Here is a 26143-nt window from a genome sequence, read left to right as displayed (position 1 = left end):
ACCTGCGAGGGCGCCCGCAGGAGGCCCGACGGGGCGATAGTGTCTGAGATACCAGACTCAAGGAGCGGATCATGGCCGGTAGCAGCGACGTGCCCGCCGCCCGCTCGGCGGTCCGGCTCCTGGCGTACCTGGCGGCCCAGCCCGGCCCGGTTCCCGCCTCGGCCATCGCGTCCAGCCTCGGGCTGCCCCGGTCGACGACGTACCACCTGTTGTCCGTGCTGGCCGACGAAGGGTTCGTGACCCATGTCGCCGAGGAGCGCCGCTACGGCCTCGGAGTAGCGACGCTGGGGCTGGGCTCGGCCTACGCGCGCCAGGCGCCGATGACGCGCCTGGCCCGCCCGGTCGTCGCACACCTGGTGGAGACCACCGGGGAGAACGGGCATCTCGCCCTGCTCAACGACCGCGAGGTCCTCTACCTCATCGAACAGCGGGCAGCGGGCCGGCCGCCGCTGGTGAGCGACGTCGACGTGCGGCTGCCGGCGCACCTGACGGCGTCGGGACGTGCCGTGCTCGCCCGGCTGCCGGCCGCACAGGTCCGGGCCGCCTATCCGACCGCCGGCTCCTTCAGCGACCGCACCGGCCGGGGGCCCCGCTCGCTCAGCGAGCTGCGCGCCGTCCTGCGCGAGACGCGCCGCCGTGGCTACGCCATGGAGGACGGCGAGGTGTCAGCCGGGTTCGCGTCCGTGGCCGACGTCGTCGTCGACCACCTCCACCGGCCCGTCGCCGGGCTCGCGCTGACGTTCCGCGCACAGGACCACGGGTCCGTCGAACGTGACCGGCTCGCCCGCCAGGTCGCCCGGGCGGCCGAGACGATCAGCGCACGGCTCGGTGCGCGGGGACGTTGAACTGACCCGTGGAGCCCTTCCGCGGCGACGAGGGCCTCACCGGGCGGTTCTTCGGCTCCGGCCTCTAGGCTGCTGCGATGACCCTTCGGCTCGGCCAGCTTGGTGCCGTCATCTCGCTGCCGGTGGCCTTCGTCGTGGCACAGGTCAAGGACGACGCCGCCGTGCTCTGGCTCCGCGATTCACCGGACACTTGCCTAGGGCCACCGATGCCCCGAGACCCCGTCCTCTTGCATGCGCGCGCTGGGCGTCAGCACCGTCCCCGTGCGTCGTGTGCGGATCGCCACGACGATGACGGCGCCGATGATGAGCGGCACGGGGATGAGCACGCTGAGGTCGATCGCTCCGGCGGAGCGGTCGGTCGCGACGGTCGGATCGATCTGGAGCGCCGCGTCGATGACGAACTGGGTCGCGTTGAACACGGCGTGCAGCACGATGGCGATCTCGAGCCCGCCGGTGCGCCAGGTGATCCATGCGGTGCCGACCGCGAAGACGAGGTACCAGACGTTCAGCAGCCCGCTCGTGGAGAAGTGGACCAGCGCGAAGAGCACACTCGAGACGGTGATCGCGAGCACGAGTCCGAGCCGGGCGTTGCGCGTCCAACTGCCGACGACGCGGAGGATGAGTCCGCGGAAGCCGTACTCCTCGCCCGCGGCCTGGAACGGTGTCAGGACGAGAGCCGTCGCGACGAGAAGGAGGAGGTCGTGCCACGCCCAGGTCGTCTGCGGGAACGGCGCCCAGTAGTAGACGACCTGGACCACGACGATCACCGGAACGAGGATCATGAGGGCGCGACCGAAGAGGTCGAAGCGGAAGTGGCCCAGCACCGACGACAGCGAACCGCCGCGCACCCCGTAGAGCCAGCGCTGGATCAGCATGCTCCACGGGATCAGCAGCGCGACCGCGAATGCGCCGGCGGCGTTGACGAGGGGGGTGTACCCGGACCGGGCCTCGGTTCCGAGCGCCGCATCGATCAGAGCGGCGACGATGACGAGCCCGAGGATGAAGACCTGCATGCCCCCGAGGAGCAGGGCGATGGCGAGGATGCCGCGGCCGATACGCCGCTCGTCACTGACGAGCCCGCGGTGGTACTCGACGGGCGTGGTGGGGTGTTCCATGGCGATCTGCTCCCTGAATGCGTAAGAACCAATACGGTGTACTAGTCTGAGCAGCGAACGTACCACAGAAACTAGTACGGTGTATTGGAGGGGCCGCATGAGCGAGATGCCCGAGGGCTTGAACAGTCGTGACCGTGTCCTCTGGGCAGGGGCCTCATTGCTCGGAGACGGTCCCGGGGCTTCCCTGAGCGTTCGCGCGGTCGCGGCGAAGGCGGGCGTGAGCGTCGGCTCGCTGCGACACCATTTCCCGACACAGCGGGAACTCATCAACGCCGTGATGAAGCTGGTGTACGACTTCTCGCTGCGCACGGGCGACCTCGACGGGACCGCGGCCCCGGCGCGCGACCGCGTCATGGCGTACCTGCACACGATCCTCGCGCCCACCGACAACTTCGATGCGGCGGAAGCCTGGCGCCAGACCTTCACCCGCTACGTCGAGACGCCACTCTCCCCCGAGACGAGGGAGGAGTATCTCGCGGTCGAGCGCGAGATCGCACGTCGGATCGAGCACCTCCTCACCCGACTCGAGGACGAGGGGGCGCTCCCGCCGGGCGACAACCTCCGGCGGGCCACCTTCCTCGTCACGGTTGTCACCGGCATCTCCATCGCGCAGGCCCTCCCGTCCGAACCGACCCGCCCTCTCGACGATGCCGAGACTCTGCGGATCGCCGTCGACTGGGTGTTCGACGGAACCACCACGGCGGGGAACACCTCGGCCAGGACGGAGTGAGCTGGGCGAGATCGCCGAACTGACCCGTTCAGCGGAGAACCGAAGCGCGCCGAAGCAACTACGTGCCTCGAATGGAAGGCGGCGAAATCTACGCCCAGCTCTTCGTGGGGGCTTTCGAGCCGGCGGGCCCGTTGAAGCCGTTGGTCGGGACGGCATCCTGGCGGACGTGGACGTGACCACGCTCGGAGCGCACCCACCCACCGAGCAGGCCGTGCTCGTAGAGCACCGCCAGAGTCGAGATGTCGGGCCCTGAGCGTCAGCCGACGAGCGGGAGCAGCGCCCAGGTCGCCCCGGCCGCCAGGAGCGCCGCGGTCGGCGCGGTCAGCAGCCAGAAGGCGGCGATCGTCCGGGCCACTCCCCAGCGGACCGCGGAGAGCCGCCGGGTGGATCCCACACCCACGATCGCCGCCGTGATGGTGTGCGTGGTGGACACCGGGGCGTGCAGCACGATCGAGCTGACGTACAGCACCATCGCCGAGACGGACTCGGCGACGAACCCGCGCGCCGGGTCGATCTCGATGATGCGCCGACCGAGGGTCCGCATGATGCGCCACCCTCCGGCGTAGGTCCCCGCGGCGAGGGCCGTCGCCGCCGCGAGCTTGACCCACAGCGGGATCCCGGCGACCGGGCTCACCGCGCCGATCGTCATCAGCGCCAGCCAGACGACACCCATCGTCTTCTGGGCCGACTGCAGCCCGTGGCCGAGGGCGACGGCGGCCGCCGAGGCGGTCTGCGCGATCCGGAACCGCCGGTTCACGCGCGACGGCGCCGCGTTCCGGAAGATCCACAGCAGGGCCACCATGAGCGCGAACGCCGCGACGAAACCGGCGACGGGCGAGATCAGCAGGGGCAGCACGACCCGGTCGAGGATCTCGTCGGCGTGCACCGTCATGCCACCGGCGATCCCGGCCCCGAGGAGCCCGCCGACGAGCGAGTGGGTCGACGACGTCGGCATGCCGAACCACCACGCGACGAGGTTCCACACGATCGCGCCGAGCAGGGCGCTCAGCACGACGACGAGCGAGTCCACGGGCGTCACGCCGTCCAGGTCCACGATCGAGGTCGCGATCGTCTCGGCGACGGCGGTGCCGAGGAGGGCGCCGATGAAGTTCATCGCGGCCGCCATCGCGACGGCGATGCGGGGCGTGAGCGCCCGCGTCGAGATCGACGTCGCCACCGAGTTCGCCGCGTCGAGGAACCCGTTCGTGTAGGCGAAGCCGAGTGCCACGGCGACGACCAGGACGACGAGTGCGAGCTCCACGCTCACGACTCCTTGAGGACGATCGTCTCGACGAGGTTCGCCACCTTCTCGAAGGCGTCGGTGGCCTCCTCGAGGATGTCCACGACCTCCTTGAGCTTGATCAGCAGGATGGGGTCGGCCACCCGGTCGAACAGGTGGGCGAGCAGCGTGCGGTGCAGCCTGTCGCCCTGGTTCTCCAGCCGGTTGATCTCCACCCAGTACTCGGGCAGCTCGTCCAGCTTGCGCAGCCGAGGCATCGCGTCGGCGGTCAGCTCGGCACAGCGCAGCAGCACCTGGATCTGCTCGGAGACCGCCATCGGCAGCTCGTCGATCTTGTACAGCACGATCAGCTGCCCGGCCTCGTCCATGGCGTCCATGCAGTCGTCCAGCGCGGACGCCAGGCTGTAGATCTCGTCCCGACCGAAGGGCGTGACGAACGTCTTGTTGAGCCGCCGCATGATCGAGTGGGTCGCCTCGTCGGCCTCGTGCTCCGCCTCCGTGAGCCGCTCGACGATCTGCTCGCGTTCGGGACGCGACGCACCGAGGAGCTCGGCGAGCAGCGTGGCGCCGGTGACGGTGTGGCCGGCGAGGACGGCCAGCAGGTCGAAGAAGGTGGTGTCGCGCGGGGTGAGGCGCAGGCGCACGTGAGGCTCCCGGTGAGGAAGGACGCTCGGTCAGTCACAGAGTAGATCCCGCCTCGCGGCCGGGCTAAATCCGTCTGCGGAGTGGCTCGACCCCGGACGGGAGAAGAGTGCGACGCCGGACCGGGAGCGCCTCTCGGCGCGTGGCCGCTCGAAGCGGCTCAAGATGGAGCCCGGGGCTACCGCGGCCCGACGCCGCCCGTCCATCGTAAGGGCGGGACCGTCAGTCGAGCGAACCCGCACGCCAGAGCGCCGCCGCGTGCTCGAGCTCGAGGGCGGTCCCCACCAGGTCGGCGGCACCGCGCGTCATCCGGGCCGCGGCGTCGGGGTCGGCGACCTCGCGGACGTCGGCGTCGTAGGCGGCACCGGTCGCCAGGATCCGACAGAAGGCCGCCGCCCGTTCGAGGGCGACGGCGAGGTCGCCGGAGTACACCCCGGACAGCACCGTGTCGGCGAGCTCTCGCAGGTCCGACGGCGTGGGCGGGCGAGGCACCCCGGCCACGGCCTCCTGGACGGGCGCGGCGTCGACGCCCAGCCGGTAGCGCAGCCCGATGGTGCGAGGGTCCCGGCGCACCCACTCCCGCAGGGCGTACAGCCTCCAGAGCGCCCCGGGCAGGGTGGCCGGCGCGGCGTCGGACCAGAGCTCGGCGACGACGTCGAGCCCCTCGTCCTCGACGAGCCGCACGAGGCGGGCCACCACCTCGGGGTCCTCGGCGGCACGCGCCTGGTGCACGACCGCGCGGGCGGTGGTGTGGGCGACCTCGTCGCGGCGGGCGGGGTCGAGCGCACCGGGCAACGCGTCGGCGTCGCGCGGGTCGAGCATCGCCGGGCGGCGGAACCTGGGTCGATCGTCCATCGGGCCAGTCTCGCAGGTCGGCTGCGGCGTTCACCGTGCTCGTTGCGGCCGACGCTCTTAGCATCACCGAGGGAGGGCCCCGCCCCCGGGGCTCGGGAGGAGTTCTCACGATGTCATCTGCACCGCAGTCCGAGGGGGCGCGTTCCGCGCACCGCAAGGCGATCGCGCTGTCGTTCGCCGCCGCCGTCGGCGGCTTCCTCTTCGGCTTCGACTCGTCGGTGATCAACGGCGCCGTCTCGGCCATCGAGGGCCAGTTCGACCTGAGCTCGACGGTGACGGGGCTCGTGGTCGCCGTCGCCCTGCTGGGTTGCGCGCTCGGCGCGTGGGGCGCGGGACGGCTCGCCGACCGCATCGGTCGCGTCAAGGTGATGGTGCTCGGCGCGGGCCTGTTCCTCTTCTCCGCGGTGATGTCGGCGCTGGCCTGGTCGGCGCTGGACCTGTCGCTGTGGCGATTCCTGGGCGGTATCGGGATCGGCATCGCCTCGGTGATCGCTCCCGCCTACATCGCGGAGATCTCCCCGGCGAAAATCCGGGGCAGCCTCGCCTCCCTGCAACAGCTCGCCATCACGGTGGGCATCTTCTCGGCGTTGCTGAGCGACCAGATCCTGGCGGACGCGGCCGGTGGTGCGGCGAACGAGCTGTGGTTGGGGTGGGAGGCCTGGCGCTGGATGTTCCTGGTCGAGGCGGTCCCCGCCATCGTCTACGGGCTGCTGGCGCTGCGGATGCCGGAGTCGCCTCGCTACCTCGTCGCGAAGGGCGACGTCGACGAGGCCCGTCGCGTGCTGGACTCGGTGCTGGGGCCCGAGGAGGGCGTCGGCGACCGGATCGAGGAGATCAAGCGTTCGATCGCCGTCGACGAGAAGAACGCGCAGCTGGGGTCCCTGCGCGGCCAGGGGTTCCTCGGCCTGAAGTCGATCGTCTGGGTCGGCATCCTGCTGGCGGTCTTCCAGCAGTTCGTCGGGATCAACATCATCTTCTACTACTCGACCACGCTGTGGCAGGCGGTCGGGTTCGACGAGTCCCAGGCGTTCCTGGTCTCCACCATCACCTCGGTGACGAACATCGCCGTGACCTTCATCGCGATCGCCCTCATCGACAAGGTGGGGCGCCGTCCGATGCTGCTCGTCGGGTCGGCCGGCATGGCGGTGTCGCTGCTGACGATGGCGGCGGCGTTCACCCAGGGCACGACGACGGTCGACGCCGCGGGCGAGTCGACGCTCTCCCTGGGCGACCCGTGGGCGACGATCGCGCTGGTCGCGGCCAACGCCTTCGTGGTCTTCTTCGGGGCCACGTGGGGCCCGCTGATGTGGGTGATGCTCGGCGAGATGTTCCCCAACCGGATCCGGGCCGCGGCGCTCGGGGTCGGCGCGGCGGCGAACTGGCTGGCGAACTTCACCATCACCCTGACGTTCCCGCCGATGCTGTCGACCTTCGGCCCGGCGGTGCCGTACGGCATGTACGGGTTCTTCGCGGCGCTGTCCTTCTTCTTCATCTGGTTCAAGGTCTCCGAGACCAAGGGCAAGGAGCTGGAGGACATGACCGAGGAGGTACGGCACCGCGGCTGAGCGGCTCCCACGGCACGACGGCGGCCTGCCCCCTGCGGAGGGGGCAGGCCGCCGTCGTCGTGCGGGAATGTTCCGGGGCAATACTTGCTTGACGCAAGCATCTATCCTACTGTTTCCCGGAGCAACGAAAGGAGCTGTCGTGCCGGAAGGTGCCGCGACCGCGCTCGTGAGCGCGCTGGAGTCCCTCGCGCGCGCCCAGCGCGAGGCGTCCGCACGGATCGCGCGAGACCTCGACCGGCCCCGCGCCGGGCTCGGCGTCGTCCGGATGCTCCGGTCGCGAGGCCCTGCCCAGCTCTGCGAGGTCGCCGACGTGCTGCGTGTCGACGCCTCCGTCGCCAGCCGCCAGGTGAGTGCGCTGGTCGACGCCGGGTTCCTCCGTCGCACGGTCGACCCGTCCGACCGTCGCGCCCGGACGCTCGAGCTCACCGACGCCGGGCACGCGTTCGCCGCGGAGTCCGACCGCTACTTCGACGAGCTGGTCGACGAGGCCTTCGCGGACTGGTCCGCGGCCGGCCTCGCCGACGCCATCACCCAGATCCGCAACGTCGCGGCCGCCCTCAGCACCATGACCCAGGAGGCCCCGCCCCGATGACCGACACCACCCGACCCGCTCCTCTCGTCGACACCGTCGCCGGCGCGAACCCCGCCATGAGCCGGCGCGAGACGCTCGAGGCGCTCTCCGGGATCCTGCTCGGCGTCTTCGTGTCGCTGCTCGCGACCACCATCACGTCGACGGCGCTGCCGCGCATCGTGGCGGACCTCGGCGGCTCCCAGCACTCCTACACCTGGGTCGTCACGGCCATGCTGCTCACGATGACGGTGTCCACGCCGCTGTGGGGCAAGCTGGCGGACCTGACGAACCGCAAGGTGCTCATCCAGGTCGCCCTGGTGATCACCGTCGTGTCCGCCGCGGCCGCCGGCTTCTCCCAGGACATGGGGACCCTCATCACGTTCCGCGCCCTGCAGGGTGTCGGCGCCGGTGGCCTCATGTCCCTCGCCACCGTCCTGATGTCTGACATCATCAGCCCCCGCGAGCGTGGCAAGTACATGGGCCTGATGGGCGGCGTCATGGCCGTGGCACAGATCGGCGGTCCGCTGATGGGCGGCGTCATCACCGACTCGTTCCTCGGCTGGCGCTGGACGTTCTTCGTCGGTGTGCCCTTCGCCGTCGCCGCTCTGATCGTGCTGCAGAAGACCCTCCACCTGCCCGCCCGTGGCCGGCGCAAGGTCACCATCGACTACCTCGGGGCCACGCTCATCGCCCTCGGCGTCGCGCTGCTCCTGGTCTGGGTCACCTTCGCGGGCGACCAGTTCGCCTGGGCCTCCTGGCAGACGGGCGCGATGGTGGGCGGCGCCGTCGTCTCCCTCGCCGTCGCCGTGCTGGTCGAGCGGAAGGTGTCCGAGCCGATCATCCCGCTGCACCTGTTCCGCAACCGCACGTTCGTCCTGTCCATCGTCGCCTCCGCGGCCGTGGGCGTGGCCATGTTCGGCACCGCGGTGTTCCTCTCGCAGTACCTGCAGCTCGCCCGCGGCAAGACCCCCACCGAGGCCGGCCTGCTCACCATCCCCATGGTGGTCGGCACCATGCTCGGCGGCATCGTGCTCGGGCGGATCATCTCCCGCACCGGGCGCTACAAGGCGATCATGGTCGGCGGTGCTGCGGTGCTGACGGCGTCGCTGTTCGGGATGTCGACCATCGGGACGGACACCAGCTTCGTCGTCGTCTCGGTGTACTTGTTCGGCCTCGGGCTGTCCGTCGGCGCACTCATGCAGAACCTGGTGCTGGCGACGCAGAACACGCTCGACGTGCGCGAGATGGGCGCCGGCACCGCCACCGTCGCGTTCTTCCGCTCGCTCGGTGGCGCCGTCGGCGTCTCCGTGCTCGGCGCCGTCCTGGCGAGCCACGTCAAGGACGACCTCGCCTCGGGCCTCGCCGCGCTCGGCGTCCCCGCCTCGGCCGTGGGCGGTCCCGCCGGAGCCGTGCCCGACATGTCGCAGCTGCCCGCGCCCGTCGTGGACGTCGTCGCCGGTGCCTACACCGACGGCATCACCGGGATCTTCCTCGTCGCCGTGCCCCTGGCCGTGGTGGCGCTGGTGGCGATCTGCTTCATCCGGGAGATCCCGCTGTCCGAACGTTCCGGCATCGAGCAGGCCCGGGACCTGGCCGCGCAGCAGGCGGGCACCACCGGGCGGTAGCCCGGTGGCCCGGGTCGCAGCTCAGGCTCCGTCGAGCCAGGCCTGCGACCCGGGCAGCAGCTCCTCGACCTCGTCCCAGAAGTCCTGCGGCAACGGTGCGTCGAGGGCCGCCAGCGTCTGCGCGACCCGCTCCGGTCGCGAGATCCCCACGATCGTCGAGGCCACCCGCGGGTCGCGCACCGAGAACTGCAGCGCCGCCGTCGCCAGCGTGGTGCCGTGCCGTGAGCACAGCTCGCGCAGGCCGTCGACGGCGGCGAGCGTCTCCGGCGGCGCCTCGCGGTAGCCGTAGCGGGTCGCGCTGGGCCGGTCCGCCGACGGCGTCTGCTGCGCCAGGATCCCGCCGCCGTAGACCGCGGCGTTGAGCACGCCCGTCCCTCGCTCGGCGGCGGCCGCGACCAGCGACCCCGCCGACCGGTCCACGAGCGTCCACCGGTTGTGGACGAGCAGCACGTCGAAGACGCCGAGGTCCAGGTAGCGCCGCATCTCCGGCACCGGGCCGCCGGCGAGCCCGACCGCCCCGATCTCGCCCGACTCGCGCAGCGCCAGCAGGGCGTCCACCGCACCGCCCGGCGCCGTCAGCTCCGCGAAGTCGAAGTTCTCCGGGTCGTGCAGGTGCACCAGGGGCAGGTGGTCCAGGCCGAGCCGCTCGCGGGACTCGTCCACCGACCGGCGCACCCGGTCCCCCGAGTAGTCCCCGTCGCGCGGGTCGACCTTGGTGGCCACGACGAAGTCCTCGGGCAGAGATCCGTGGCGCTCGCGGTACGCGGCCAGCCCGAGGCCGATCCGCCGCTCGCTCTCGCCGTCGGAGTAGCCGTTGGCGGTGTCCAGGAACCGCACGTCGGACTCGAGCACGGCGAGCACCGTCTCCACGGCCCGGTCCGGGGCCACGCCGTAGCCGAAGACCCCTGGCATGGAACCCAGCGGGCTCCCCCCGGCGCACACGGCGCTGACGGTGAGACCGGTCGGCAACGGACGCGACCACCCGGGGCCACCGGGGGCCGGGACGGACACAGGGCGAGGGACACGGGAAAGCGCTGACAGGGTCATGGAACGAGCCTACGGGCGCATTTCACCCGCCCAGAAGCCCCTCGACCTCAAATCGTGACCCGCGAAAGGTCCCGGCGCTCTCCAGGGAAGGCCATGATGGGCCCATGCACGACACCGCCCCGCTCCCCGCACCGCCGGACCCGCAGACCGACCCGTTCGGCGCCCTCGAGCGTGAGGTGCGTGTTCTCATCCGACGAGCTCAGTCCACCTCGGCGCTGACCGCACGCCTCATCCACCCGGAGCTGGAGGCGTCGGCCTACCCTCTGCTCGCGCACATCGCGATGCACCCGGGCACGCGCGGGTCCGACCTCGCCGCGCACTTCGGCGTCGGCCGCGCCACCGTGTCGCGGCAGCTGAGCCGCCTCGCCGAGCTGGGCCTCGTGCACCGCGAGACGGACCCCGAGGACACACGTGGGCAGCAGATCACCCTCACCGACGACGGCGCGGCCCGCTTCCAGAAGGCGCGCGACGCCCGCGTGACGATGCTCGAGGCCGCACTGACGCAGTGGGACAAGGACGAGGTCGCCGAGCTCGCCCGGCTGCTGAACCACTACTCGGCGGACGTCGTCGCGTGGCTCGGCAGCCAGCAGGGCGCGGCGCAGCTCAGGCTCAGCGCAGCAGACGCTCACGCAGCGCGCTGAGCGTCGCCTGGTCGCCGCCGTGCGCGGCGAACCATCCGACCGCTCCGTCGTCGTGCGCGGCGAGAGCATCGAGCACAGCCTCGACGGCGTGCGGGGGCGCCGTGAGGAGCTCGGGAGGCAGCGCCGCGATAACGTGCGCGTCACGGCGCGGGGCACGGGCCGTCGCCCGCGCACGGGACAGCACCTGCGGCATGTTCACGTCGGTGCGCACGTAGTCCGTGACGATGCTCGCCCGGTCCACCCCGACGAGCGCCAGGACCAGGGCGACGAGCACGCCCGTGCGGTCCTTGCCCGCGGTGCAGTGCACCAGCACCGGGCCGTCGTCGACGGCGACCGCCCGGACGCCCGCCACGAGCCGGGTCGCGCCCGGCTCCTCGAGCATCTCCAGGTACAGCCGGCCCAGGTCGAAGGGGACCGGCTGCGACGACGTCTCGGCCCGGGTGGTGGCACCGGCCAGCACCGGCAGGGAGACCACCGTCGCGACCTCGGCGAGCGGGTGCGCCTCCCGGGCCTCGCCGCCGTCACGCAGGTCGAGCACCGTGCGCGGTGGCCACACCACGTCCGCAGGCACGACGTCGTCGGCGCGGGGCGCGTCGGACCGCAGCAGCACACCGGTCCGCAGCTCGGGCGAGGCGGTCCCGACGTCGCGGAGGTTCACGAGCCGGTCGGGGACGGCGGAGATCTCGACGCTCATGTCCCGACGGTAGCGGCTACCGTGTCGCGGGCTCGAACGACAGGCTGACCGAGTTCATGCAGAAGCGGTCGCCCGTCGGCGTCTGCGGCGCGTCGTCGAAGACGTGGCCCAGGTGCGAGCCGCACCGGGCACAGCGAACCTCGGTCCGCAGCATGCCGAGCGACCGGTCCTCGATCAGCTCGACGCGTTCGCCGGCCAGCGGCGTGTAGAACGACGGCCAGCCGCAGTGCGAGTCGAACTTCGTCTCGCTGCGGAACAGCTCGTTGCCGCACGCCCGGCATCGGTAGACGCCCTCGCGCTTCTCGTCGAGCAGCTCACCGGTCCACGCGCGCTCCGTGCCGGCCTGCCGCAGCACCGTGAACTCCTGCGGCGACAGCTCGACGCGCCACTCGTCCTCGCTCTTGGACACCTCGTACGTCATGTCCTGGTCAACAGGCGACGGCCGGGCGGTGTTCCCGCCCGGCCGTCGTCACGCACAGGTTCTCAGCGACGCCCGCGGGAGGCGCCCTGCGCCGCACCCTGGGTCGCACGGCCGCCCGCAGCACCCTGGCCACCCCGGCCACGACGACGGCGGTTGCGACCGCCCGAGGACGTCCCCGGGGTCTGCGCCGCACCCTGGCCGGTCCGTCGGCCGCCGCCGCCCTGACCGCCGCCGGATCGCTGGCCCTGCGGCTTCTTGCGCGCCGGCTGCTGCTGCTCGACCGGCGGAGCCGGCTTCACGTACGCCGCCACCTCGCCCACGAGGGCGGTGATCACCGGGTCGCCCGGAGCCACCGGCTGCGGGCGGGCGGCGATGCGGGCCTTGCGGGTCAGGTCGCGCACGTCGCCCCGCTCCTCGGGGAGCATGACCGTCACGACGTCGCCCACCGAGCCCGCGCGGGCCGTGCGGCCGGAGCGGTGCAGGTACGCCTTGTGCTCGGCCGGCGGGTCCACGTGCACGACCAGCTCGACCTCGTCGACGTGGATGCCGCGCGCGGCGATGTCCGTGGCGACCATGACCTTGACGTCACCGGAGGAGAACGCCGCGAGGTTGCGCTCGCGGGCGCCCTGGCCGAGGTTGCCGTGCAGGTCGACCGCCGGCACGCCCGCGGCCGTGAGCTGCTTGGCGAGCTTCTTCGCCTGGTGCTTGGTGCGCATGAACAGCACGCGACGCCCGGTCCCCTGCGCGAGCTGGTGCACGACCTCCTTCTTCGCGTCCTTGTCCGCCACCGCGAGGATGTGGTGCGTCATCTGCGGCGGCGGCGCCGCGGCGTCGTCCACCGAGTGCGTCACCGGGTTCTTCAGGAAGCGCTTGACCAGCACGTCGACGCCGTTGTCCAGCGTCGCCGAGAACAGCAGGCGCTGACCCTCGCGCGGCGTGCGGTCCATGATGCGCTTGACGCCCGGGAGGAACCCGAGGTCGGCCATGTGGTCGGCCTCGTCGAGCACGGTGATCGAGATGTCGTCGAGCGTCAGGAGCCGCTGGTTGAGCAGGTCCTCGAGACGCCCGGGGCACGCGATGACGATGTCGACGCCCTGGTTGAGCGCGGTGACCTGGCGCGACTGCGCGACGCCGCCGAAGATCGTCGCGGTGCGCAGGCCGAGCGCCTGGGCGATCGGCTTCATGACCGCGTCGATCTGGTTGGCGAGCTCACGGGTCGGGCAGAGCACGAGCGCGCGAGGCGCCGCCGAGCGCAGCCCGCGACGGCCTGCGGCCTTGTTCTGCGCCGTCTCACGGGCCAGGCGCGTCACGACCGGCAGCGAGAACGCCAGCGTCTTGCCGGAGCCCGTGCGGCCGCGGCCGAGGACGTCGGTCCCGGCCAGCGTGTCGTTCAGCGACGCCGCCTGGATGGGGAAGGGAGTAGTGATGCCGGCGTCCGTCAGGTGCTTCACGACAGGGGTCGGCAGGCCGAAATCGGCAAAGGTAGTCAAGGAAGATGCCTCTCTGGGGCGTCGGACGACGCCCGGGGTCGGGGTCCGCCGCACGCAATCCGGGGGGATCTCCACGACGTGGGGCGCGCTGGATCGCACTGCCCTCTCGGACCGATTGTTGCACGCCAGGCGGCCCGCACCCCTATGACACACCCCACAGGTAGCAGGGCGGACACTCAGACGGGCATGGTCCAATGTGGCGCGTGGACGACTTCTTCACGACCGCCGGCGACGTGCTCGGACAGATCTGGACCGCGGCCACCACCCCGGTGGACCCGCCGGACCAGACCGTCGTGCTCGCCGTCGCCCTGGTGGCCCTCGCCGTCGTGGCGGTCGGGCCCGTGTGGCGCGTGGCCCGGCACGTGGTGACCATCGCGCACGAGGGTGCGCACGCGGTCGTCGCGATGCTCACCGGTCGCCGCCTGGACGGCATCCGCCTGCACTCGGACACCTCGGGCCTGACCGTCACCGCGGGACGGCCCCGCGGGCTCGGGATGATCCTCACCGCCTTCGCCGGGTACGTGGGCCCGGGCCTGGTGGGGCTCGGCGCCGCGTGGCTGCTGCGGGCGGGCTACGCCGTCGGGCTGCTGTGGCTCCTCGTCGCGCTGCTGGCCCTGCTGCTGCTCAAGATCCGGAACTGGTTCGGGCTGTGGTCCGTGCTGGTCAGCGGGGCGGCACTGGTCGGGGTCTCCTGGTGGCTCGAGCCCGCCGCGCAGTCCGCCGTCGCCTACGCCGTGACCTGGTTCCTGCTGCTCGGCGCGGTCCGGCCGGTCTTCGAGCTGCAGGCGCAGCGGGCCCGCGGGCGGGCACGGTCGTCCGACGCCGACCAGCTCGGTCGCCTCACCGGCGTGCCCGGTCTCGTGTGGGTCGTCGTGTTCGGGCTCGTCACGCTCGGCTGCCTCGTGCTGGGCGGCGGGTGGATCGTCGGCCCGGTCGCCGCCTGAGCCGCGGCACGCCGCGTCTCAGACCTTCGCGTACCGGGCCCGCGCGAACGAGTAGGCGCCGTACGCCGCGATGCCGACGCCGGTGACGACCAGCAGGGCCGTGCCGAACGGCTGGTCCTGGATCGTGCGCAACGCGTCGTCGAGGCCGCCCGCCTTGTCGGCGTCGTGCGTGACACCCGCGGCGACGAAGAGCCCGCCCAGGACCCCGAGCGCCACGCCCTTGGCGACGTAGCCGACCTGACCGAGCCGGACGACGGCGGCACCGACCGTCCCGCCGCCGGTGCTGCGCAGGTCCTCGAGGAACTTCTTGCGCCACCCCTTGACCACGTGGAAGACCCCGACGCCCACGACGACCAGGCCGCCCGCGGCCACCAGCCAGCGGCCCGCCGGGGTTTCCAGGACGGTCGCCGTCAGGCTCTCCTGCTGTTCTCCACCCCCACCGGAACCGCCACCGACGGCGTAACGGCCGGCGCTGACGGCCAGCACGCCGTAGAGGATGCCCTTGCCCGCGGCCTTGATCCGCGCACCGGCCTCCTTCGCGTCGTCCGTGCCGGGCACCCCGACCAGCGCCTCGACGATCTGCCACAGCGCGAGGGCGGCGAAGCCGACGGTCACCGCCCACAGGATCAACGTCCCGCCGGCGGTGCTCGCGAGCTCGCGGAAGGCCCCTGACTCGTCGGCGCTGCCCGAGGACGAACCGAACGCCAGCCGGACCGCCAGCCAGCCGATGAGCAGGTGCACGACACCCGAGGCGGCGTAGCCGGAACGGGCCAGGGTGCGCAGCCACGTGCTCTGACGGGCGCGGTGGGCCGCGCCGTGCGTTCGTCCTCCTGTGGACACAGGTCACCTCCGTCGGCCACGGGTCTCGCGGCGTCGCCGCCACCCTGTCGCACATCGGTGCCGCCCGCCAGCGCCACCGCGCGCCAACCGGCCGGTGCCGCGCGACACTGGTCCGGAGACCTCGACACCAGGAGGCGTCATGGCCGTGTTCACCCGAGGGTTCGGCGGCCGCCGTCCCGAGCCCGAGCGACCGCTGCCCCCCGGGCAGCACCTGACGCAGGACTTCCCGGTGCTGTCGACGGGCCCGACACCGAACGTCGACGCGTCGCGCTGGGAGCTCACCGTCCGCACGGAGTCGGGCACGGAGCATCGTTGGGACCGGGCGGCCCTCCAGGCGCTCCCCGCCGAGGACGTCACGGTGGACATCCACTGCGTGACCCGCTGGTCCAAGCACGACACGCACTGGCGGGGCGTACCGGTCGACGCGTTCTTCGAGGACGTCGAGACGGCCGCCGACTTCGTCGTGGCGCACTCGTACGGCGGCTACACGACGAACCTGCCGCTGGACGACCTGCTGGACGGCCGCGCCTGGGTCGTCTTCGAGTACGAGGGCGAGCCGCTGGCGCCGGTGCACGGGGGCCCGGTCCGGCTCCTGGTCCCCCACCTCTACTTCTGGAAGTCGGCCAAGTGGTTGCGGGGGCTGGTGCTGCACGAGCACGACGAGCCGGGGTTCTGGGAGCAGAACGGCTACCACCTGTACGGCGACCCCTGGTCGGAGCAGCGCTACTCGTGAGCCTGTGGCACGTCGCCCAGGTCGTGGCGGTCGAGCGCCTGACGGCGAGCGCACGGGCCCTGACGCTGTCGGTGCCGGGGTTCGTGGAGGCCGTCGCCGGCCAGCACGTCGACCTGCGCCTGACGGCTCCCGACGGCTACCAGGCGGTCCGTGCGTACTCGCTGGCGCGGGTCGGCCGCGACGAGGTCGTCGAGATCGCGGTGGACCGGATTCCCGGTGGTGAGGTCTCGGGCTTTCTGGTCGACGACGCGCAGGTGGGTGACCGCATGGAGGTCCGAGGGCCGCTGGGCGGCTTCTTCGTGTGGCGGCCCGACGACGTCGGACCGGTGCAGCTCGTCGCGGGTGGTTCCGGCGTCGTCCCGCTGGCGGCGATGGTGCGGTCCCGGGCGGCGGCCGGCTCGCCCGCCCCGTTCCGGCTGCTGTGCTCCGTGCGCACACGGGCGGACGCCTTCTGGGCCGACGAGCTGTCGTCGTCGCCCGGGGTGGAGACCACCTGGGTCTACACCCGCGAGGTCCCGCCGGGTGTCACCCGCCCGGCGGGGCGGCTCTCGGCCGACGACGTCGCCGCGCACGTGCTCGCGCCCGGCGAGAGTCCGCGCGTCTTCGTCTGCGGTCCCACGGGGTTCGTGGAGGCCGCGGCGGCGCTGCTGCTCGACGCCGGGCACGATCCTGATCTGGTCAGGACCGAACGTTTCGGAGGTGCGTGATGCTCGACGGGAACGTGCTCGCCGGATCGCTGGCCGAGGTGTGGGCGCTCGACGTGACGGTCGCGACCGGGCGGTGCGCCGGGTGCGCAGACGTCGCCGTGCTCGCCCGCGCGGTCGTGTTCGACCATCCCATGGGGCAGGTCGTCCGATGCCGCGGGTGCGGCGGCGTGCTGATGGTCGTGGTCGAGCGCCCTGACGGCGTCCAGGTGTCCGCCCGTGGCCTGGCCTGGGTGCGCGGCTGACCGGAGCGCCACCGGGTCACGCAGCAGCACGACGGCGGGCCTCCTCGAGGGGAGACCCGCCGTCCGCCAGAGTCAGGGGCGCTCAGGCCTGCTGCGGCGTGAGCACGAAGCCCGGGCCCTCGGTCGAGGGCTCGGCGTCGAGCTGCAGCGCGTCGAGCGCGTCGGCAGCCTCGTTGTCGACGAAGACCTTGGTCTCGCCGGAGTCGTCGACGACGGCGTCGTCGGGCTGGGGGGCGGGGACGAGCGCGAGCTCGAAGTTGCCCGGTCGGTCGGTGGACTGCGCGATCCGCAGCCCGCCCTCGCTCGGGACGCCGGCCTGCTGGGCCAGCGACTCGACGGCGGTGCGAGCGTTGTCCGTCACGGTGAGCATGGTGGCTCCTCTCGTCGGGTACGCGACGCCTCCACCGAAGCAGCAACCCGGGGCTTCACGCAACGCGGGGACCGGATCGCCGCGCGATCTCTCGCAGGACGAGACATCCCCTGCCAGGTCGCGGGGCCGGACGTAGGCTGCCCTCCGGGCCTCGAGAGGCTGGTCACACCCCGAGCCGCTCCCGTCCCGCCCCGCACTCCTCCCGCGTAGGCTGACCCGCAGCCGCAGCTCGCACGCCGAGCGGGCGGCGGGCCTCTAGCTCAACTGGCAGAGCAGCGGACTTTTAATCCGCGGGTTCCGGGTTCGATCCCCGGGGGGCCCACCCTTCCGACCAAGCACTTCGCCACCACCTCACCAGCGCCGGCGCACCGACTCGCCGAGGGCGGCAACCGGCTCCGGTCGGTGCACACCACGCGGACGGTAGCCGAGCTCGTCGCTGACGCCGGCGAGGTCCGCGAGGTACCAGACGACGGCCAGCCACATCTCTGTGCCCTGGAGCCCGGGGGTCGTCCCCTGCGCCCCGGACGTCGTGCGGTGCGGTGCTCGGAAGGCGAAGCCCTCGTCCGTCCTCCAGGTCCCCAGCGCGTCACGCAGGAGCCCGCGGGCGACGTCGACCACCTCGTCGCCCCGGTGCCCCGCACCGCGGGTGAGCCACAACGGGTGCGCCACGTCCAGCACGTTGCAGGCGTTCTGCTGCTCGGGCCGGAACCAGCGCGGGTCACGGACGTGCTCCAGGACGGTGTCGACGACGCGCTCGGCGTGGGGCACGGGTAGACCGTGCTGTGCGAACGTGCCCCGCGCGGCGCGGTAGTACCCGTTGACCATCTGGAGCAGACCCTGAGCCCGGCTCGGGGCACCCCACATCCCGGTGCGCGGGTCGGCGCTCGTCAGCAACCAGCCGAACAACGCCTCCGTCGCACCGGTGCGGTGCGCACGGCCGAGCCGTTGGTTCCAGTGCAGCGCGGTGCCGAGCGCGTCGACCAGGTGCCCGCACGCCCAGGCGTCGTCCCGCCAGTCGAGGGCGGCGAGCGTCTCGACGACCTCGTCCGCGTCCAGGTCCGCCACCACGGCGATCGGGTGGTCGAACCGGCTCCTCAGCAGGTCGAGCGCGTAGCCGACGGCCAGGACGTGGTACGCCGCGGCGCCGTCGTCGAGCAAGGTTCCTGGCCGGGTGGGCCGGCCGTCGGCCCCGAGCTCGCCGACGAGCCCGGTGGTGGGGTCCTGCCACGACCGCAGCAGCGCGGCGGCGTCCTCGGCCGGTCGATGCGGGGGTGGTCCGTCCAGCAGCAGGTCGGCGATCTCGACGGCGTCGCACTGCGCGCGGACCGTCGGCACCGCGCCGGGGGCGTCGACGAAGAGCTCGGCACCGTCGTCCCAGCAGCGGTCCAGGAGGTGGCCCGCCTGCTCCCTGGCCGAGTCCGCGAGCGCGGCCACGGCACCCGCGAGGTCGCCGGGGCGGTTGCCGGTGCGGGCGGCCGGGCCGGTCCGCCACCGGATGAGGCGCGCCGGGTTGCCACCCACGACGGCGCCGGCCGGGACGTCCTTGGTGACCACCGCCCCGGCTGCCAGGACGGCCTTGTCCCCCACGGTGACGCCGTCGAGCACCACGACGTGCGAGCCGATCCACACGTCGTCGCCCACCGTGATCCCCTCGGTGACCAACGGTTGGCGGAAGATCTCGACGTCCGGGTCGTCCATCGTGTGGTTGAAGCCCAGCAACGAGGTGTGGGCGCCGATGCGCACTCCCGCGCCCAGCGTGACGGCGCCGCGCACCACCGTGTAGGGGTTGATCGAGCAGTCGCGGCCGGCGACGAGGTCCCCGGTGAGGTAGGCACCCGCGGCCACATAGGTCCGGTCACCGAGCTCGAGCGTGTCGTTCGTGACCGACGCGAGCTCCGAGAGGAAGCACCCCTCGCCGAACCGGAACCCACGCTCGGCGGCAAGCCGTCGCTGCAGCGCGTGCTGGCGCGCCTTCTGCTCCGGTCCCGCCGCTTCCGCGAGCGTCCAGGGGTTGTAGTCGACCGCGGTGCGGTCGAGAGAGGTCGTCGCCTCGTCGCTCATCGCACTCCTTCGTGGGGGACCTCCGAGTCTCGGCCACCGTCGCCCGCCTGCCCAGGCCCGCCGCGCGAACGATCAGGAACGGACACGACCGGACGCCGGCGCTGCTGGCCTGGCCCGCCCGCGCACGACAGGATGGGCCAGGTGACCACGCTCCTGCCCGACACCCCCCACCCGGACGGACCCGTCGTCGTCGCCCACCGGGGCTACGGTGCCGTCGCCCCGCAGAACACCCTGGCCGCCTTCGAGGCGGCGTGGCGCGCCGGGGCGCAGGCCCTGGAGCTGGACGTGCGGCTCAGCGCCGACGGCGTCCCCGTGATCATCCACGACCCGGTCGTGGAACGGGTGTCCGACGGCACCGGTGCGGTGGGCTCGCTCGACGCCGCGACGATCCGTGGGTTCGACGCCGGGTCCCGGTTCTCACCGGTGTTCGCCGGTCAGCGGATCCCGACGTTCGCCGAGGCGATCGACTTCGTGGCCGCTCGCCCGGGCATGGACCTGCTGTGCGAGTACAAGGGGCAGTGGACGGCCGCCGAGCTCGCCCCCACGATCGCCACGATCGACCGGGCCGGGCTCGCCGGCCGGACCGTCGTGCAGGGTTTCGGACGGCGCACCGTCCTGGCTCTCGGTGAGGCGGCACCGCACCTCCCGCGAGGCTTCCTCTGCAACGAGGCACCGCACGACCTCTTCCAGGTCGCCGAGAAGCTCGGCGTCGTCGCCGTCAATCCCTCGGTCGCCGCCGTGCTGGCCGATCCCGGTCTGGTCACCACCGCGCACGCGCAGGGGTTGCGCGTGATGCCGTGGACGGCGAACGAGACCAGCGAGTGGGAGGGCCTGCTCGCCGCCGGCGTGGACGCGATCATCACCGACCGGCCGGGCGAGCTGCGCGGCTGGCTCGCGGGACGCTCCGGGACGCTGCTGCGCTGAGACGCGGCGGCTACGGGCCACCGTCACCCGCCCCGTCGCCGGGCCCGCCGCCCTCCCCCGGCCCGTCGGTGGGCCCACCGTCGCCCGAGTCCGGGGCGAGCCGGTTCCGGCCCGTCCCGCGCGACGCCGGCCGCACCTCGCCGTCGTCGTCCACCTCGATCTCGCCGGTCATCCGCCGCTCGGCCACCGCCTCGCGCTCGTCGATCGCGTCCTGGCCCGGTCCCTCGAAGTGCTCCCGCCGGGCCTCGGCCTCCTCGCTGCCGGTGTAGAGCCCGGCGGGCTGCGCGGGGGGCATCACGGTGGTCTTTTCCGCACCCCGCTGCGGGGCGGGGACGTCGCCGAGCACCACCGTCGCGCCGTCCTCCGGGTCCGACGGCGGCACCCCGGTCCGCGAGCGCTGCCGGTGGAGCACGGACGGACGCGGGGGACGGTTCGTGCTCGACCGGCCGGGCACCACCACCGGCTTGCCGGGCCGACGACCGATGCGCGACCCCGGCGCGGACGCCGCCGAGGCGGCCGAGGCGGCCGAGGCGGCCGAGGCGGCCGAGGCCGCGGACGGCTCCACGGAGGCCGGCAGCTCCAGGGGCTCCGGCCGGGGCTCGGGCTCGGCGGGCGACTCCTGCCCGGACGCGGCCGACGGCCCCGGCACACCGCCGTCGGGCAGGGCCACCGCGTCCTCGTAGCGCCGACGCGGCATGGCGTAGGGGGCCTCACGCTGGAGCCACTGCACCAGGCCCTCGCGGACGTGGCAGCGCAGGTCCCACAGCGTCCCGGCGTCGGCGGCGCTGACCAGCGCCCGGGCCTGGACCATGCCCCCCGTCGCGGCGGTGACCTGCAGGATGCCGACGCGCTGGTCCCACAGGGTGGACGCGTCGAGGAGGCGCTCGAGCTCGGCACGCATGGCCGGCAGCGGCACGTTGAAGTCCACGTCGACCTCGACGGTGCCGAGCAGGTCGGCCGCGCGCCGGGTCCAGTTCTCGAACGGGGTCGTCGTGAAGTACGTGCTCGGCAGGATGAGGCGGCGGTCGTCCCACGCGTGCACGACCACGTAGGTGAGCGTGATCTCCTCGATCCGCCCGAACTCGCCGTCGAGCACCACGACGTCGTCGACGCGGATGGCGTCGGTGAAGGCGATCTGCATCCCGGCGAACGCGTTGGCGAGGCTGGACTGCGCCGCGATGCCCGCGACGACGGACAGCAGGCCGGCCGAGGCGAGGATGGAGGCACCTGCCAGCCGCACCGTCGGGAACGTGAGCAGGACCGCCGCGATGGCCAGGATCACGATGATCGCCACGGTGACGCGCCGCAGGATCGAGATCTGCGTCTGCACCCGCCGCGCGTGCCGGTCGTCGGACGAGCCGCTGACCCTCGCGAGGGTGCGGTCCTCCACCACGAACGCCATGGCACCCACGAGCCACGCCCCCGCGACGATCGTCGCGATGAGCAGACCGTGCTGGAGGACGGGGAACCAGGCCTCGTCCTCGTGCGCCGACAGCCGGAAGGCCACCCAGACGGCCACGATCATGAGCAGCACGCGCATCGGGTGGCGCAGCCGCGTCGCCAGGTCGTGCAGCAGCGGACGGCGACCCGTGAACCTCCGCACCAGCACCGACAGCAGGGTCACGACGACATAGGCCGCGACGAGGGCGGCGGCGGCCCAGGCCAGCGTGACGGTGAGTGCCACGCCGGACTCGACCGTGCCGGGGTCGATCGGGGAGTCGCTGTCCGAGAACATGCCTCCACACTAAGGAGGCCGACCTGGGCGCGCGCTGTGGGTTCTGCCCCTCGTGGGCTCAGGCTCCTCGCGACGGGCGGTGCAGCCAGCCGCGCAGCCGCCCCGTGACCCACGGCAGCACCCAGAAGGACATGATCGGGGTGAGCACGAGCGTCGAGACGAGCACCTGCAGGACGAGCGGCAGGTCGCGGAAGGCGGGCAGCAGCCAGACCATGAGCGCGGTGAAGACGAGGTTCACCGGGAAGAAGCCGAGCCAGATCGCCACGGACTGCTTCCACCGCGGCGGCGCGGGCAGCAGCGGCGCGCCGGCGGGCTCGTCCTGACGGACCGGCGGGTCGAACCAGCCCTCGATCCCCGTGCGCCGGGCGACGCCTCGCTCGGTCACCAGGTGCTCGCCGCGGGCCAGCCACTCCCGACGCTCGGACGACCTCTCCCACGCCTCGAGCCGGTCGGTGTCCGCGAACCGGTAGAGCATGACCCAGTCGTGCGAACCCTCCGCGGCGCGGATCCACCCCGAACCGAGGAACCCTGGCCACCGGTTGGCGAGGTTGACGCCGGCCTGCACCCACGACGTCACCTCAGGAACCCGGTCGGGGCTGACGACACGGTGGATCGAGACGGTGACGGGGGCGGGGCTCATACGGGCCAGTGTTGGGTGCGCGGCACGTGCACGCCGCGTCGCTCTCCGGCACCGGACTTGTCAGTCCCACGATGCGGACGTGGCGGCGATCACAGCGGTTGTCAAGGGGCAACTCGCGGCATCCGTCCGGATCTTCACCGACACCACCCAGATCCCACGCCAGATGGTCGAGCAACTGTCGCAGCCCTTGCAGGGGCCGGTCACAACCGGGGGCCACGATGGACGACGGCCCCGAGACCCGAGGACATCACCCTTGAGCACACGTCGCTTCACCTTGCCCTGGCAGCGCGAGACCCGCAAGCCTGGCAGGCACGCCGCCCTCCACCCCCGTCACACCGTCGACGCCGCGCGCACCTCGCGCTCCGGCGTCGCCGCCGCCATGGCTCTGCTGGCCCTCACGGCCGGCACGGCGACCGCCGTCACCCCGCTGACCGAGAGCACGACCAGCGCGGGCTCCACGACGGTCGTCGCGGCCCCCACCACCGACGAGCCGTCGTCCGAGGCGAAGGTCCAGGGTGGGGCGTCACCCGACACTGCCACCGACAGCTCCACGGTCGCCGCGACGGCCGCGCTGCAGCGAGCGCGGCAGGTGACCGCGGAGTCGACCGCCCTCTCGGCCAAGGAAGAGCGCGCGATCACCGCACGCACCGAGCAGCTCACCGAGATGCTGGTGGCCCGCGAGGAGACCGCTGCCTCCCGCTCGGCCATGCGCACCGCGCTGCCCGAGCCCGGCACGGACGCCAGCAGCGAGCCCGACGCCGACAACGACACCGAGCCGGAGCCCGACGCCGACGCCGACGCCGACGAGGAGACGACCGACGCGCGACCGTCCGCGGCCGAGGAGGCCCCGACCACGGAGGCCGAGCTCACCGCGGCCACCGAGGAGCTCACCGAGCTGCTCGAGGAGGCGGAGAGCACCGTCCAGATCGAGGCGGCACCCGCCACGCCGGCCGAGATCCTCACCGCGCAGAAGCAGGAGGCCGCCGACGCGGCCGCCGAGCTCGCCCGGCAGATCGGGTCGACCGCGGACTACGCCAACGGGCGCATCCCGTCCGACGCGATGTGCGAGCTCTCCTTCGCCGGCGGCGAGATGCTGCGCTGTGACGCCGCCGCCCAGCTCGAGCGGCTCGACGTCGCCTACCAGGCGAAGTTCGGCGGACACCTCTCGATCACCGACACCTACCGGTCCTACGAGTCGCAGGTCGCCACGAAGGCGCTCAAGGGGCACATGGCCGCCGTGCCGGGTCACTCGAACCACGGATGGGGCATCGCGGTCGACCTCAGCGACGGTGTCGAGTCCTTCGGCACGCCTCAGTACACGTGGCTGCGCAAGCACGCCCCGGCGTTCGGCTGGGACAACCCCGACTGGGCGCGTGCGGGCGGCTCGAAGCCGGAGGCCTGGCACTGGGAGTACACGCCGCTCGACTGACCCGCCTCCGCCGTGGGTCAGCCCCAGCCGAGCGCGTGCAGCCGGTCGTCCTCGATCCCGAAGTGGTGCGCGATCTCGTGGACCACGGTGACGGCGACCTCGTCCGCCACCTCGTCGAGCGTCTCGCAGAAGGCGAGCGTCGGGTTGCGGTAGATGGTGATCCGGTCCGGCAGCGACCCTGCCGCCCACGACTCCCCCCGCTCGGTCAGGGGCACACCCTCGTAGAGACCGAGCAGCCCGGGGTCGTCGGCCGGGGCGTCGTCCTCGACCAGCACCACGACGTTGTCCATGAGCCTCGTCAGCTCGGCCGGCACCTGGTCCAGGCCTTCCGAGACGGCTGCCTCGAAGTCCTCCCGCGACATCTCCACCACGCGATCCATCCTCCCTCACGGCGGCGGCTGTGGACGACGCCGCGCCTCCCGGTATGCTGTGCCGACCGGCCCCCATCGTCTAGCGGCCTAGGACCCCGCCCTTTCACGGCGGTAGCACGGGTTCGAATCCCGTTGGGGGTACTCCAGAGGTCTCCGCTCGCCGGAACCTGGACGAAATGCCTGGTCAGGAGCCGATTTCAGGATCCAGCCGAGCATGGGGTACGCTTTTCCTCGGCTCGAAAAGAGCTCCTCGATCGGGAGATCAACCCCGATCTTGGCCCTGTAGCGCAGTTGGTTAGCGCGCCGCCCTGTCACGGCGGAGGTCGCGGGTTCAAGTCCCGTCAGGGTCGCGCATGAAGCGCCCGGTTCGTCGGCAACGGCGCCCCGGGCTTTCGTGTCACGGCACGGCTCTGTAGCTCAGTTGGTAGAGCGTTCGACTGAAAATCGAAAGGTCACCGGATCGACGCCGGTCGGAGCCACCGCAGAAGACCCCCGGGCAGCAGCCCGGGGGTCTTCGTCGTGCAGGGCCCTCTGTGAGCGGCCCGCCGGCGCGGCTCCGGACCTTTGGAATTGCCTGGACCAGCCAGGACGGGTTGAGTGGGGACCGCACGTACACACTCGTCGAGGATCGGAGCAGCCGATGACGGACTGGGACGACGGGGGCGCGCCACCGGCGGACCGACCCCCCAGCATGGGCCGGCTGGTGGAGCAGCTCTCGGAGCAGGCCACCCGACTGGTCCGCGCCGAGATCGCGCTGGCCAAGGCGGAGCTCGCCGAGAAGGCCAAGCGCTCGGCCGTGGGCATCGGCCTGATCGGCGCGGCGCTGGTCGTCGTGCTCTACGCGGTCGGCGTCCTGATCTGGTCGGCCATCATCGGACTCGCCGAGGCGTGGCCCCTGTGGCTCTCCGCCCTCGTCGTCGGGGTCGCGATGGTCCTGCTCGCCGTCGTCATGGTGCTCGTCGCCGTACGGCAGCTCAAGCAGGCCGCCCGACGGCCGGAGACGATCGACCGCGTCAAGGACGATGTCGCCGCGCTCAAGGAAGGGATCAACCGATGAGCTCTGACTCCACAGCCCCCACCTCGGCGGGCCAGGAGCCGGCACCGTCTCGCGCCGAGCTCGAGGCGCAGGTACGCGACGCCCGCCGTGAGCTCGGCACCGCGCTCGACGAGCTCACCACCCGGCTGTCACCCTCCTACCAGGCGGCGCAGCTGGCGCACGGGACGCGACAGGCGGCGACGGACGTCCGCGGGCTGTTCGCCGGCAACGGCCTGCCCGACCACGACGCGCGCAGGTCTCGCAACGCCAAGATCCTCCTCGGCGTGGCCGCCGTCGGCGCGGCGGCCGTGGCGGTCCTCGTCGTCCGCGCCGTGCGCCGCTGACCCGGCCGCCGTCGGCCGGGCGGCCGACGGCGGTCTACTTCGGGCCGTCGGATCCTTCCGCCGCTGCGGCGTTCGCCGCAGCCTCGGCCTCGGCAGCCTCGGAGGCGGCGCCGAGCAGTGCTCGGACCTCCGACTCCTTGTAGCGACGGTGCCCGCCCAGCGTCCGGATCGACGAGAGCTTTCCTGCCTTGGCCCAGCGGGTGACCGTCTTGGGGTCGACACGGAAGAGGCTGGCCACCTCGGCGGGCGTCAACAGGACCTCGGAGTCTCCATGGAACGACATCCC

Annotated in this window: 30 protein-coding genes and 4 tRNA genes; 18 read left to right on the top strand and 16 right to left on the bottom strand. The window is 72.5% G+C overall.

Annotation, left to right across the window (positions count from 1 at the left end):
* Positions 1-71: 71 nt before the first annotated feature.
* Complete coding sequence (locus tag HDG69_RS02400) at positions 72-845, top strand: IclR family transcriptional regulator (RefSeq protein ID WP_171782182.1); 774 nt, start codon at positions 72-74, stop codon at positions 843-845.
* Positions 846-1039: 194 nt separating this feature from the next.
* Here the strand turns inward: HDG69_RS02400 and HDG69_RS02395 are convergent, their stop codons facing one another.
* Complete coding sequence (locus HDG69_RS02395) at positions 1040-1960, bottom strand: CPBP family intramembrane glutamic endopeptidase (protein ID WP_171782181.1); 921 nt, start codon at positions 1958-1960, stop codon at positions 1040-1042.
* Positions 1961-2057: 97 nt separating this feature from the next.
* Between HDG69_RS02395 and HDG69_RS02390 the strand changes: the two genes are divergently transcribed.
* A complete protein-coding gene (locus HDG69_RS02390) occupies positions 2058-2690 on the top strand; it encodes a TetR family transcriptional regulator (protein ID WP_171782180.1) in 633 nt (210 codons plus the stop codon).
* Positions 2691-2778: 88 nt separating this feature from the next.
* Here HDG69_RS02390 and HDG69_RS02385 read toward each other — a convergent pair whose 3' ends face one another.
* The 4 genes from HDG69_RS02385 to HDG69_RS02370 form a co-directional block, all read right to left on the bottom strand.
* Positions 2779-2916, bottom strand: coding sequence for a hypothetical protein (locus HDG69_RS02385; protein ID WP_171782179.1), 138 nt, complete (start codon positions 2914-2916; stop codon positions 2779-2781).
* Positions 2917-2946: 30 nt separating this feature from the next.
* Entirely contained in the window at positions 2947-3951 is a 1005-nt protein-coding gene (locus HDG69_RS02380) for an inorganic phosphate transporter (RefSeq protein WP_171782178.1), read from the bottom strand.
* A 2-nt stretch (positions 3952-3953) separates the two neighbouring features.
* Positions 3954-4574 (bottom strand): DUF47 family protein, encoded by a 621-nt coding sequence (locus tag HDG69_RS02375; protein WP_171782177.1) that lies wholly within the window; start codon positions 4572-4574, stop codon positions 3954-3956.
* A 220-nt stretch (positions 4575-4794) separates the two neighbouring features.
* Positions 4795-5394 carry a hypothetical protein gene (locus HDG69_RS02370; protein WP_171783127.1) on the bottom strand — a complete coding sequence of 200 codons (600 nt, stop codon included), beginning with the start codon at positions 5392-5394 and terminating at the stop codon, positions 4795-4797.
* 143 nt (positions 5395-5537) lie between these two features.
* Between HDG69_RS02370 and HDG69_RS02365 the strand changes: the two genes are divergently transcribed.
* The 3 genes from HDG69_RS02365 (at position 5538) to HDG69_RS02355 (ending at position 9188) form a co-directional block, all read left to right on the top strand.
* The gene (locus HDG69_RS02365; protein WP_171782176.1) at positions 5538-6992 is read left to right on the top strand and encodes a sugar porter family MFS transporter; all 1455 of its coding nucleotides are present in this window, start codon (positions 5538-5540) and stop codon (positions 6990-6992) included.
* Positions 6993-7131: 139 nt separating this feature from the next.
* Positions 7132-7584, top strand: coding sequence for a MarR family winged helix-turn-helix transcriptional regulator (locus HDG69_RS02360; RefSeq protein ID WP_343036214.1), 453 nt, complete (start codon positions 7132-7134; stop codon positions 7582-7584).
* Positions 7581-9188 (top strand): MDR family MFS transporter, encoded by a 1608-nt coding sequence (locus HDG69_RS02355; RefSeq protein ID WP_171782174.1) that lies wholly within the window; start codon positions 7581-7583, stop codon positions 9186-9188. The genes HDG69_RS02360 and HDG69_RS02355 overlap by 4 nt, the downstream gene beginning before the upstream one ends.
* A gap of 21 nt (positions 9189-9209) precedes the next feature.
* On the opposite strand, the gene HDG69_RS02350 is transcribed toward HDG69_RS02355, so the two are convergent.
* The gene (locus HDG69_RS02350) at positions 9210-10100 is read right to left on the bottom strand and encodes an aldo/keto reductase (protein ID WP_246255950.1); all 891 of its coding nucleotides are present in this window, start codon (positions 10098-10100) and stop codon (positions 9210-9212) included.
* A gap of 239 nt (positions 10101-10339) precedes the next feature.
* Here HDG69_RS02350 and HDG69_RS02345 point away from each other — a divergent pair, with 239 nt between their 5' ends.
* On the top strand, positions 10340-10876 hold the full coding sequence (locus HDG69_RS02345) for a MarR family winged helix-turn-helix transcriptional regulator (RefSeq protein WP_171782172.1): 537 nt from the start codon (positions 10340-10342) through the stop codon (positions 10874-10876).
* Here HDG69_RS02345 and HDG69_RS02340 read toward each other — a convergent pair.
* The 3 genes from HDG69_RS02340 to HDG69_RS02330 all read right to left on the bottom strand — a co-directional run bounded on the left by HDG69_RS02340 (position 10845) and on the right by HDG69_RS02330 (position 13442).
* The gene (locus tag HDG69_RS02340; protein WP_171782171.1) at positions 10845-11570 is read right to left on the bottom strand and encodes a tyrosine-protein phosphatase; all 726 of its coding nucleotides are present in this window, start codon (positions 11568-11570) and stop codon (positions 10845-10847) included. The two genes, HDG69_RS02345 and HDG69_RS02340, sit on opposite strands and share 32 nt — an antisense overlap.
* A gap of 16 nt (positions 11571-11586) precedes the next feature.
* Positions 11587-11991, bottom strand: coding sequence for a peptide-methionine (R)-S-oxide reductase MsrB (gene msrB, locus HDG69_RS02335; RefSeq protein WP_171782170.1), 405 nt, complete (start codon positions 11989-11991; stop codon positions 11587-11589).
* A 62-nt stretch (positions 11992-12053) separates the two neighbouring features.
* Complete coding sequence (locus HDG69_RS02330) at positions 12054-13442, bottom strand: DEAD/DEAH box helicase (protein ID WP_343036213.1); 1389 nt, start codon at positions 13440-13442, stop codon at positions 12054-12056.
* A gap of 233 nt (positions 13443-13675) precedes the next feature.
* Here HDG69_RS02330 and HDG69_RS02325 point away from each other — a divergent pair, with 233 nt between their 5' ends.
* Complete coding sequence (locus HDG69_RS02325; protein WP_171782168.1) at positions 13676-14425, top strand: M50 family metallopeptidase; 750 nt, start codon at positions 13676-13678, stop codon at positions 14423-14425.
* Positions 14426-14443: 18 nt separating this feature from the next.
* Here the strand turns inward: HDG69_RS02325 and HDG69_RS02320 are convergent, their stop codons facing one another.
* Positions 14444-15265, bottom strand: a complete 822-nt coding sequence (locus HDG69_RS02320) for a DUF1206 domain-containing protein (protein WP_171782167.1) — start codon at positions 15263-15265, stop codon at positions 14444-14446.
* A gap of 139 nt (positions 15266-15404) precedes the next feature.
* On the opposite strand from HDG69_RS02320, the gene HDG69_RS02315 reads away from it, so the two are divergent.
* The 3 genes from HDG69_RS02315 to HDG69_RS02305 are packed head-to-tail and all read left to right on the top strand — an operon-like array spanning position 15405 to position 16947.
* Entirely contained in the window at positions 15405-15998 is a 594-nt protein-coding gene (locus HDG69_RS02315; protein ID WP_171782166.1) for a molybdopterin-dependent oxidoreductase, read from the top strand.
* The gene (locus HDG69_RS02310; protein ID WP_343036212.1) at positions 15995-16705 is read left to right on the top strand and encodes an FAD-binding oxidoreductase; all 711 of its coding nucleotides are present in this window, start codon (positions 15995-15997) and stop codon (positions 16703-16705) included. Before HDG69_RS02315 ends, HDG69_RS02310 begins: the two co-directional genes overlap by 4 nt.
* Positions 16705-16947, top strand: coding sequence for a DUF6510 family protein (locus HDG69_RS02305; protein ID WP_171782165.1), 243 nt, complete (start codon positions 16705-16707; stop codon positions 16945-16947). Before HDG69_RS02310 ends, HDG69_RS02305 begins: the two co-directional genes overlap by 1 nt.
* Positions 16948-17029: 82 nt before the next feature.
* Here the strand turns inward: HDG69_RS02305 and HDG69_RS02300 are convergent, their stop codons facing one another.
* The gene (locus tag HDG69_RS02300) at positions 17030-17317 is read right to left on the bottom strand and encodes an iron-sulfur cluster assembly accessory protein (RefSeq protein ID WP_171782164.1); all 288 of its coding nucleotides are present in this window, start codon (positions 17315-17317) and stop codon (positions 17030-17032) included.
* Positions 17318-17566: 249 nt separating this feature from the next.
* Here HDG69_RS02300 and HDG69_RS02295 point away from each other — a divergent pair.
* Positions 17567-17639 (top strand) — tRNA-Lys (locus HDG69_RS02295).
* A 29-nt stretch (positions 17640-17668) separates the two neighbouring features.
* Here HDG69_RS02295 and HDG69_RS19280 read toward each other — a convergent pair.
* The gene (locus tag HDG69_RS19280; protein WP_171782163.1) at positions 17669-19378 is read right to left on the bottom strand and encodes an acyltransferase; all 1710 of its coding nucleotides are present in this window, start codon (positions 19376-19378) and stop codon (positions 17669-17671) included.
* Positions 19379-19519: 141 nt separating this feature from the next.
* On the opposite strand from HDG69_RS19280, the gene HDG69_RS02285 reads away from it, so the two are divergent.
* Positions 19520-20302, top strand: a complete 783-nt coding sequence (locus tag HDG69_RS02285; RefSeq protein ID WP_343036211.1) for a glycerophosphodiester phosphodiesterase — start codon at positions 19520-19522, stop codon at positions 20300-20302.
* A gap of 10 nt (positions 20303-20312) precedes the next feature.
* On the opposite strand, the gene HDG69_RS02280 is transcribed toward HDG69_RS02285, so the two are convergent.
* Complete coding sequence (locus tag HDG69_RS02280; protein WP_171782161.1) at positions 20313-22037, bottom strand: mechanosensitive ion channel domain-containing protein; 1725 nt, start codon at positions 22035-22037, stop codon at positions 20313-20315.
* A 58-nt stretch (positions 22038-22095) separates the two neighbouring features.
* Entirely contained in the window at positions 22096-22677 is a 582-nt protein-coding gene (locus HDG69_RS02275) for an antibiotic biosynthesis monooxygenase (protein ID WP_171782160.1), read from the bottom strand.
* Between the two features lie 253 nt (positions 22678-22930).
* On the opposite strand from HDG69_RS02275, the gene HDG69_RS02270 reads away from it, so the two are divergent.
* Positions 22931-24106, top strand: coding sequence for a D-alanyl-D-alanine carboxypeptidase family protein (locus HDG69_RS02270; protein ID WP_171782159.1), 1176 nt, complete (start codon positions 22931-22933; stop codon positions 24104-24106).
* Positions 24107-24123: 17 nt separating this feature from the next.
* Here the strand turns inward: HDG69_RS02270 and HDG69_RS02265 are convergent, their stop codons facing one another.
* The gene (locus HDG69_RS02265; RefSeq protein ID WP_171782158.1) at positions 24124-24486 is read right to left on the bottom strand and encodes a metallopeptidase family protein; all 363 of its coding nucleotides are present in this window, start codon (positions 24484-24486) and stop codon (positions 24124-24126) included.
* 59 nt (positions 24487-24545) lie between these two features.
* On the opposite strand from HDG69_RS02265, the gene HDG69_RS02260 reads away from it, so the two are divergent.
* The 5 genes from HDG69_RS02260 to HDG69_RS02240 all read left to right on the top strand — a co-directional run bounded on the left by HDG69_RS02260 (position 24546) and on the right by HDG69_RS02240 (position 25857).
* Positions 24546-24618: transfer RNA gene (locus HDG69_RS02260), tRNA-Glu, on the top strand.
* Positions 24619-24753: 135 nt separating this feature from the next.
* Positions 24754-24827 (top strand) — tRNA-Asp (locus tag HDG69_RS02255).
* 56 nt (positions 24828-24883) lie between these two features.
* Positions 24884-24956, top strand: a tRNA-Phe gene (locus HDG69_RS02250).
* Between the two features lie 161 nt (positions 24957-25117).
* Positions 25118-25534: a phage holin family protein gene (locus tag HDG69_RS02245; protein ID WP_171782157.1), complete on the top strand. Its 417-nt coding sequence runs from the start codon at positions 25118-25120 to the stop codon at positions 25532-25534.
* A complete protein-coding gene (locus HDG69_RS02240) occupies positions 25531-25857 on the top strand; it encodes a DUF3618 domain-containing protein (protein WP_171782156.1) in 327 nt (108 codons plus the stop codon). The genes HDG69_RS02245 and HDG69_RS02240 overlap by 4 nt, the downstream gene beginning before the upstream one ends.
* A 34-nt stretch (positions 25858-25891) precedes the next feature.
* Here the strand turns inward: HDG69_RS02240 and HDG69_RS02235 are convergent, their stop codons facing one another.
* The gene (locus HDG69_RS02235) at positions 25892-26140 is read right to left on the bottom strand and encodes a BldC family transcriptional regulator (RefSeq protein WP_171782155.1); all 249 of its coding nucleotides are present in this window, start codon (positions 26138-26140) and stop codon (positions 25892-25894) included.
* Between the last annotated feature and the right edge of the window lie 3 nt (positions 26141-26143).

The organism is Isoptericola halotolerans (genome assembly GCF_013149785.1).
Classification (GTDB): Bacteria; Actinomycetota; Actinomycetes; order Actinomycetales; family Cellulomonadaceae; genus Isoptericola; species Isoptericola halotolerans.
Note: the sequence above shows the minus strand (reverse complement) of the source record. Positions and strands in the feature narration are given on the sequence as shown.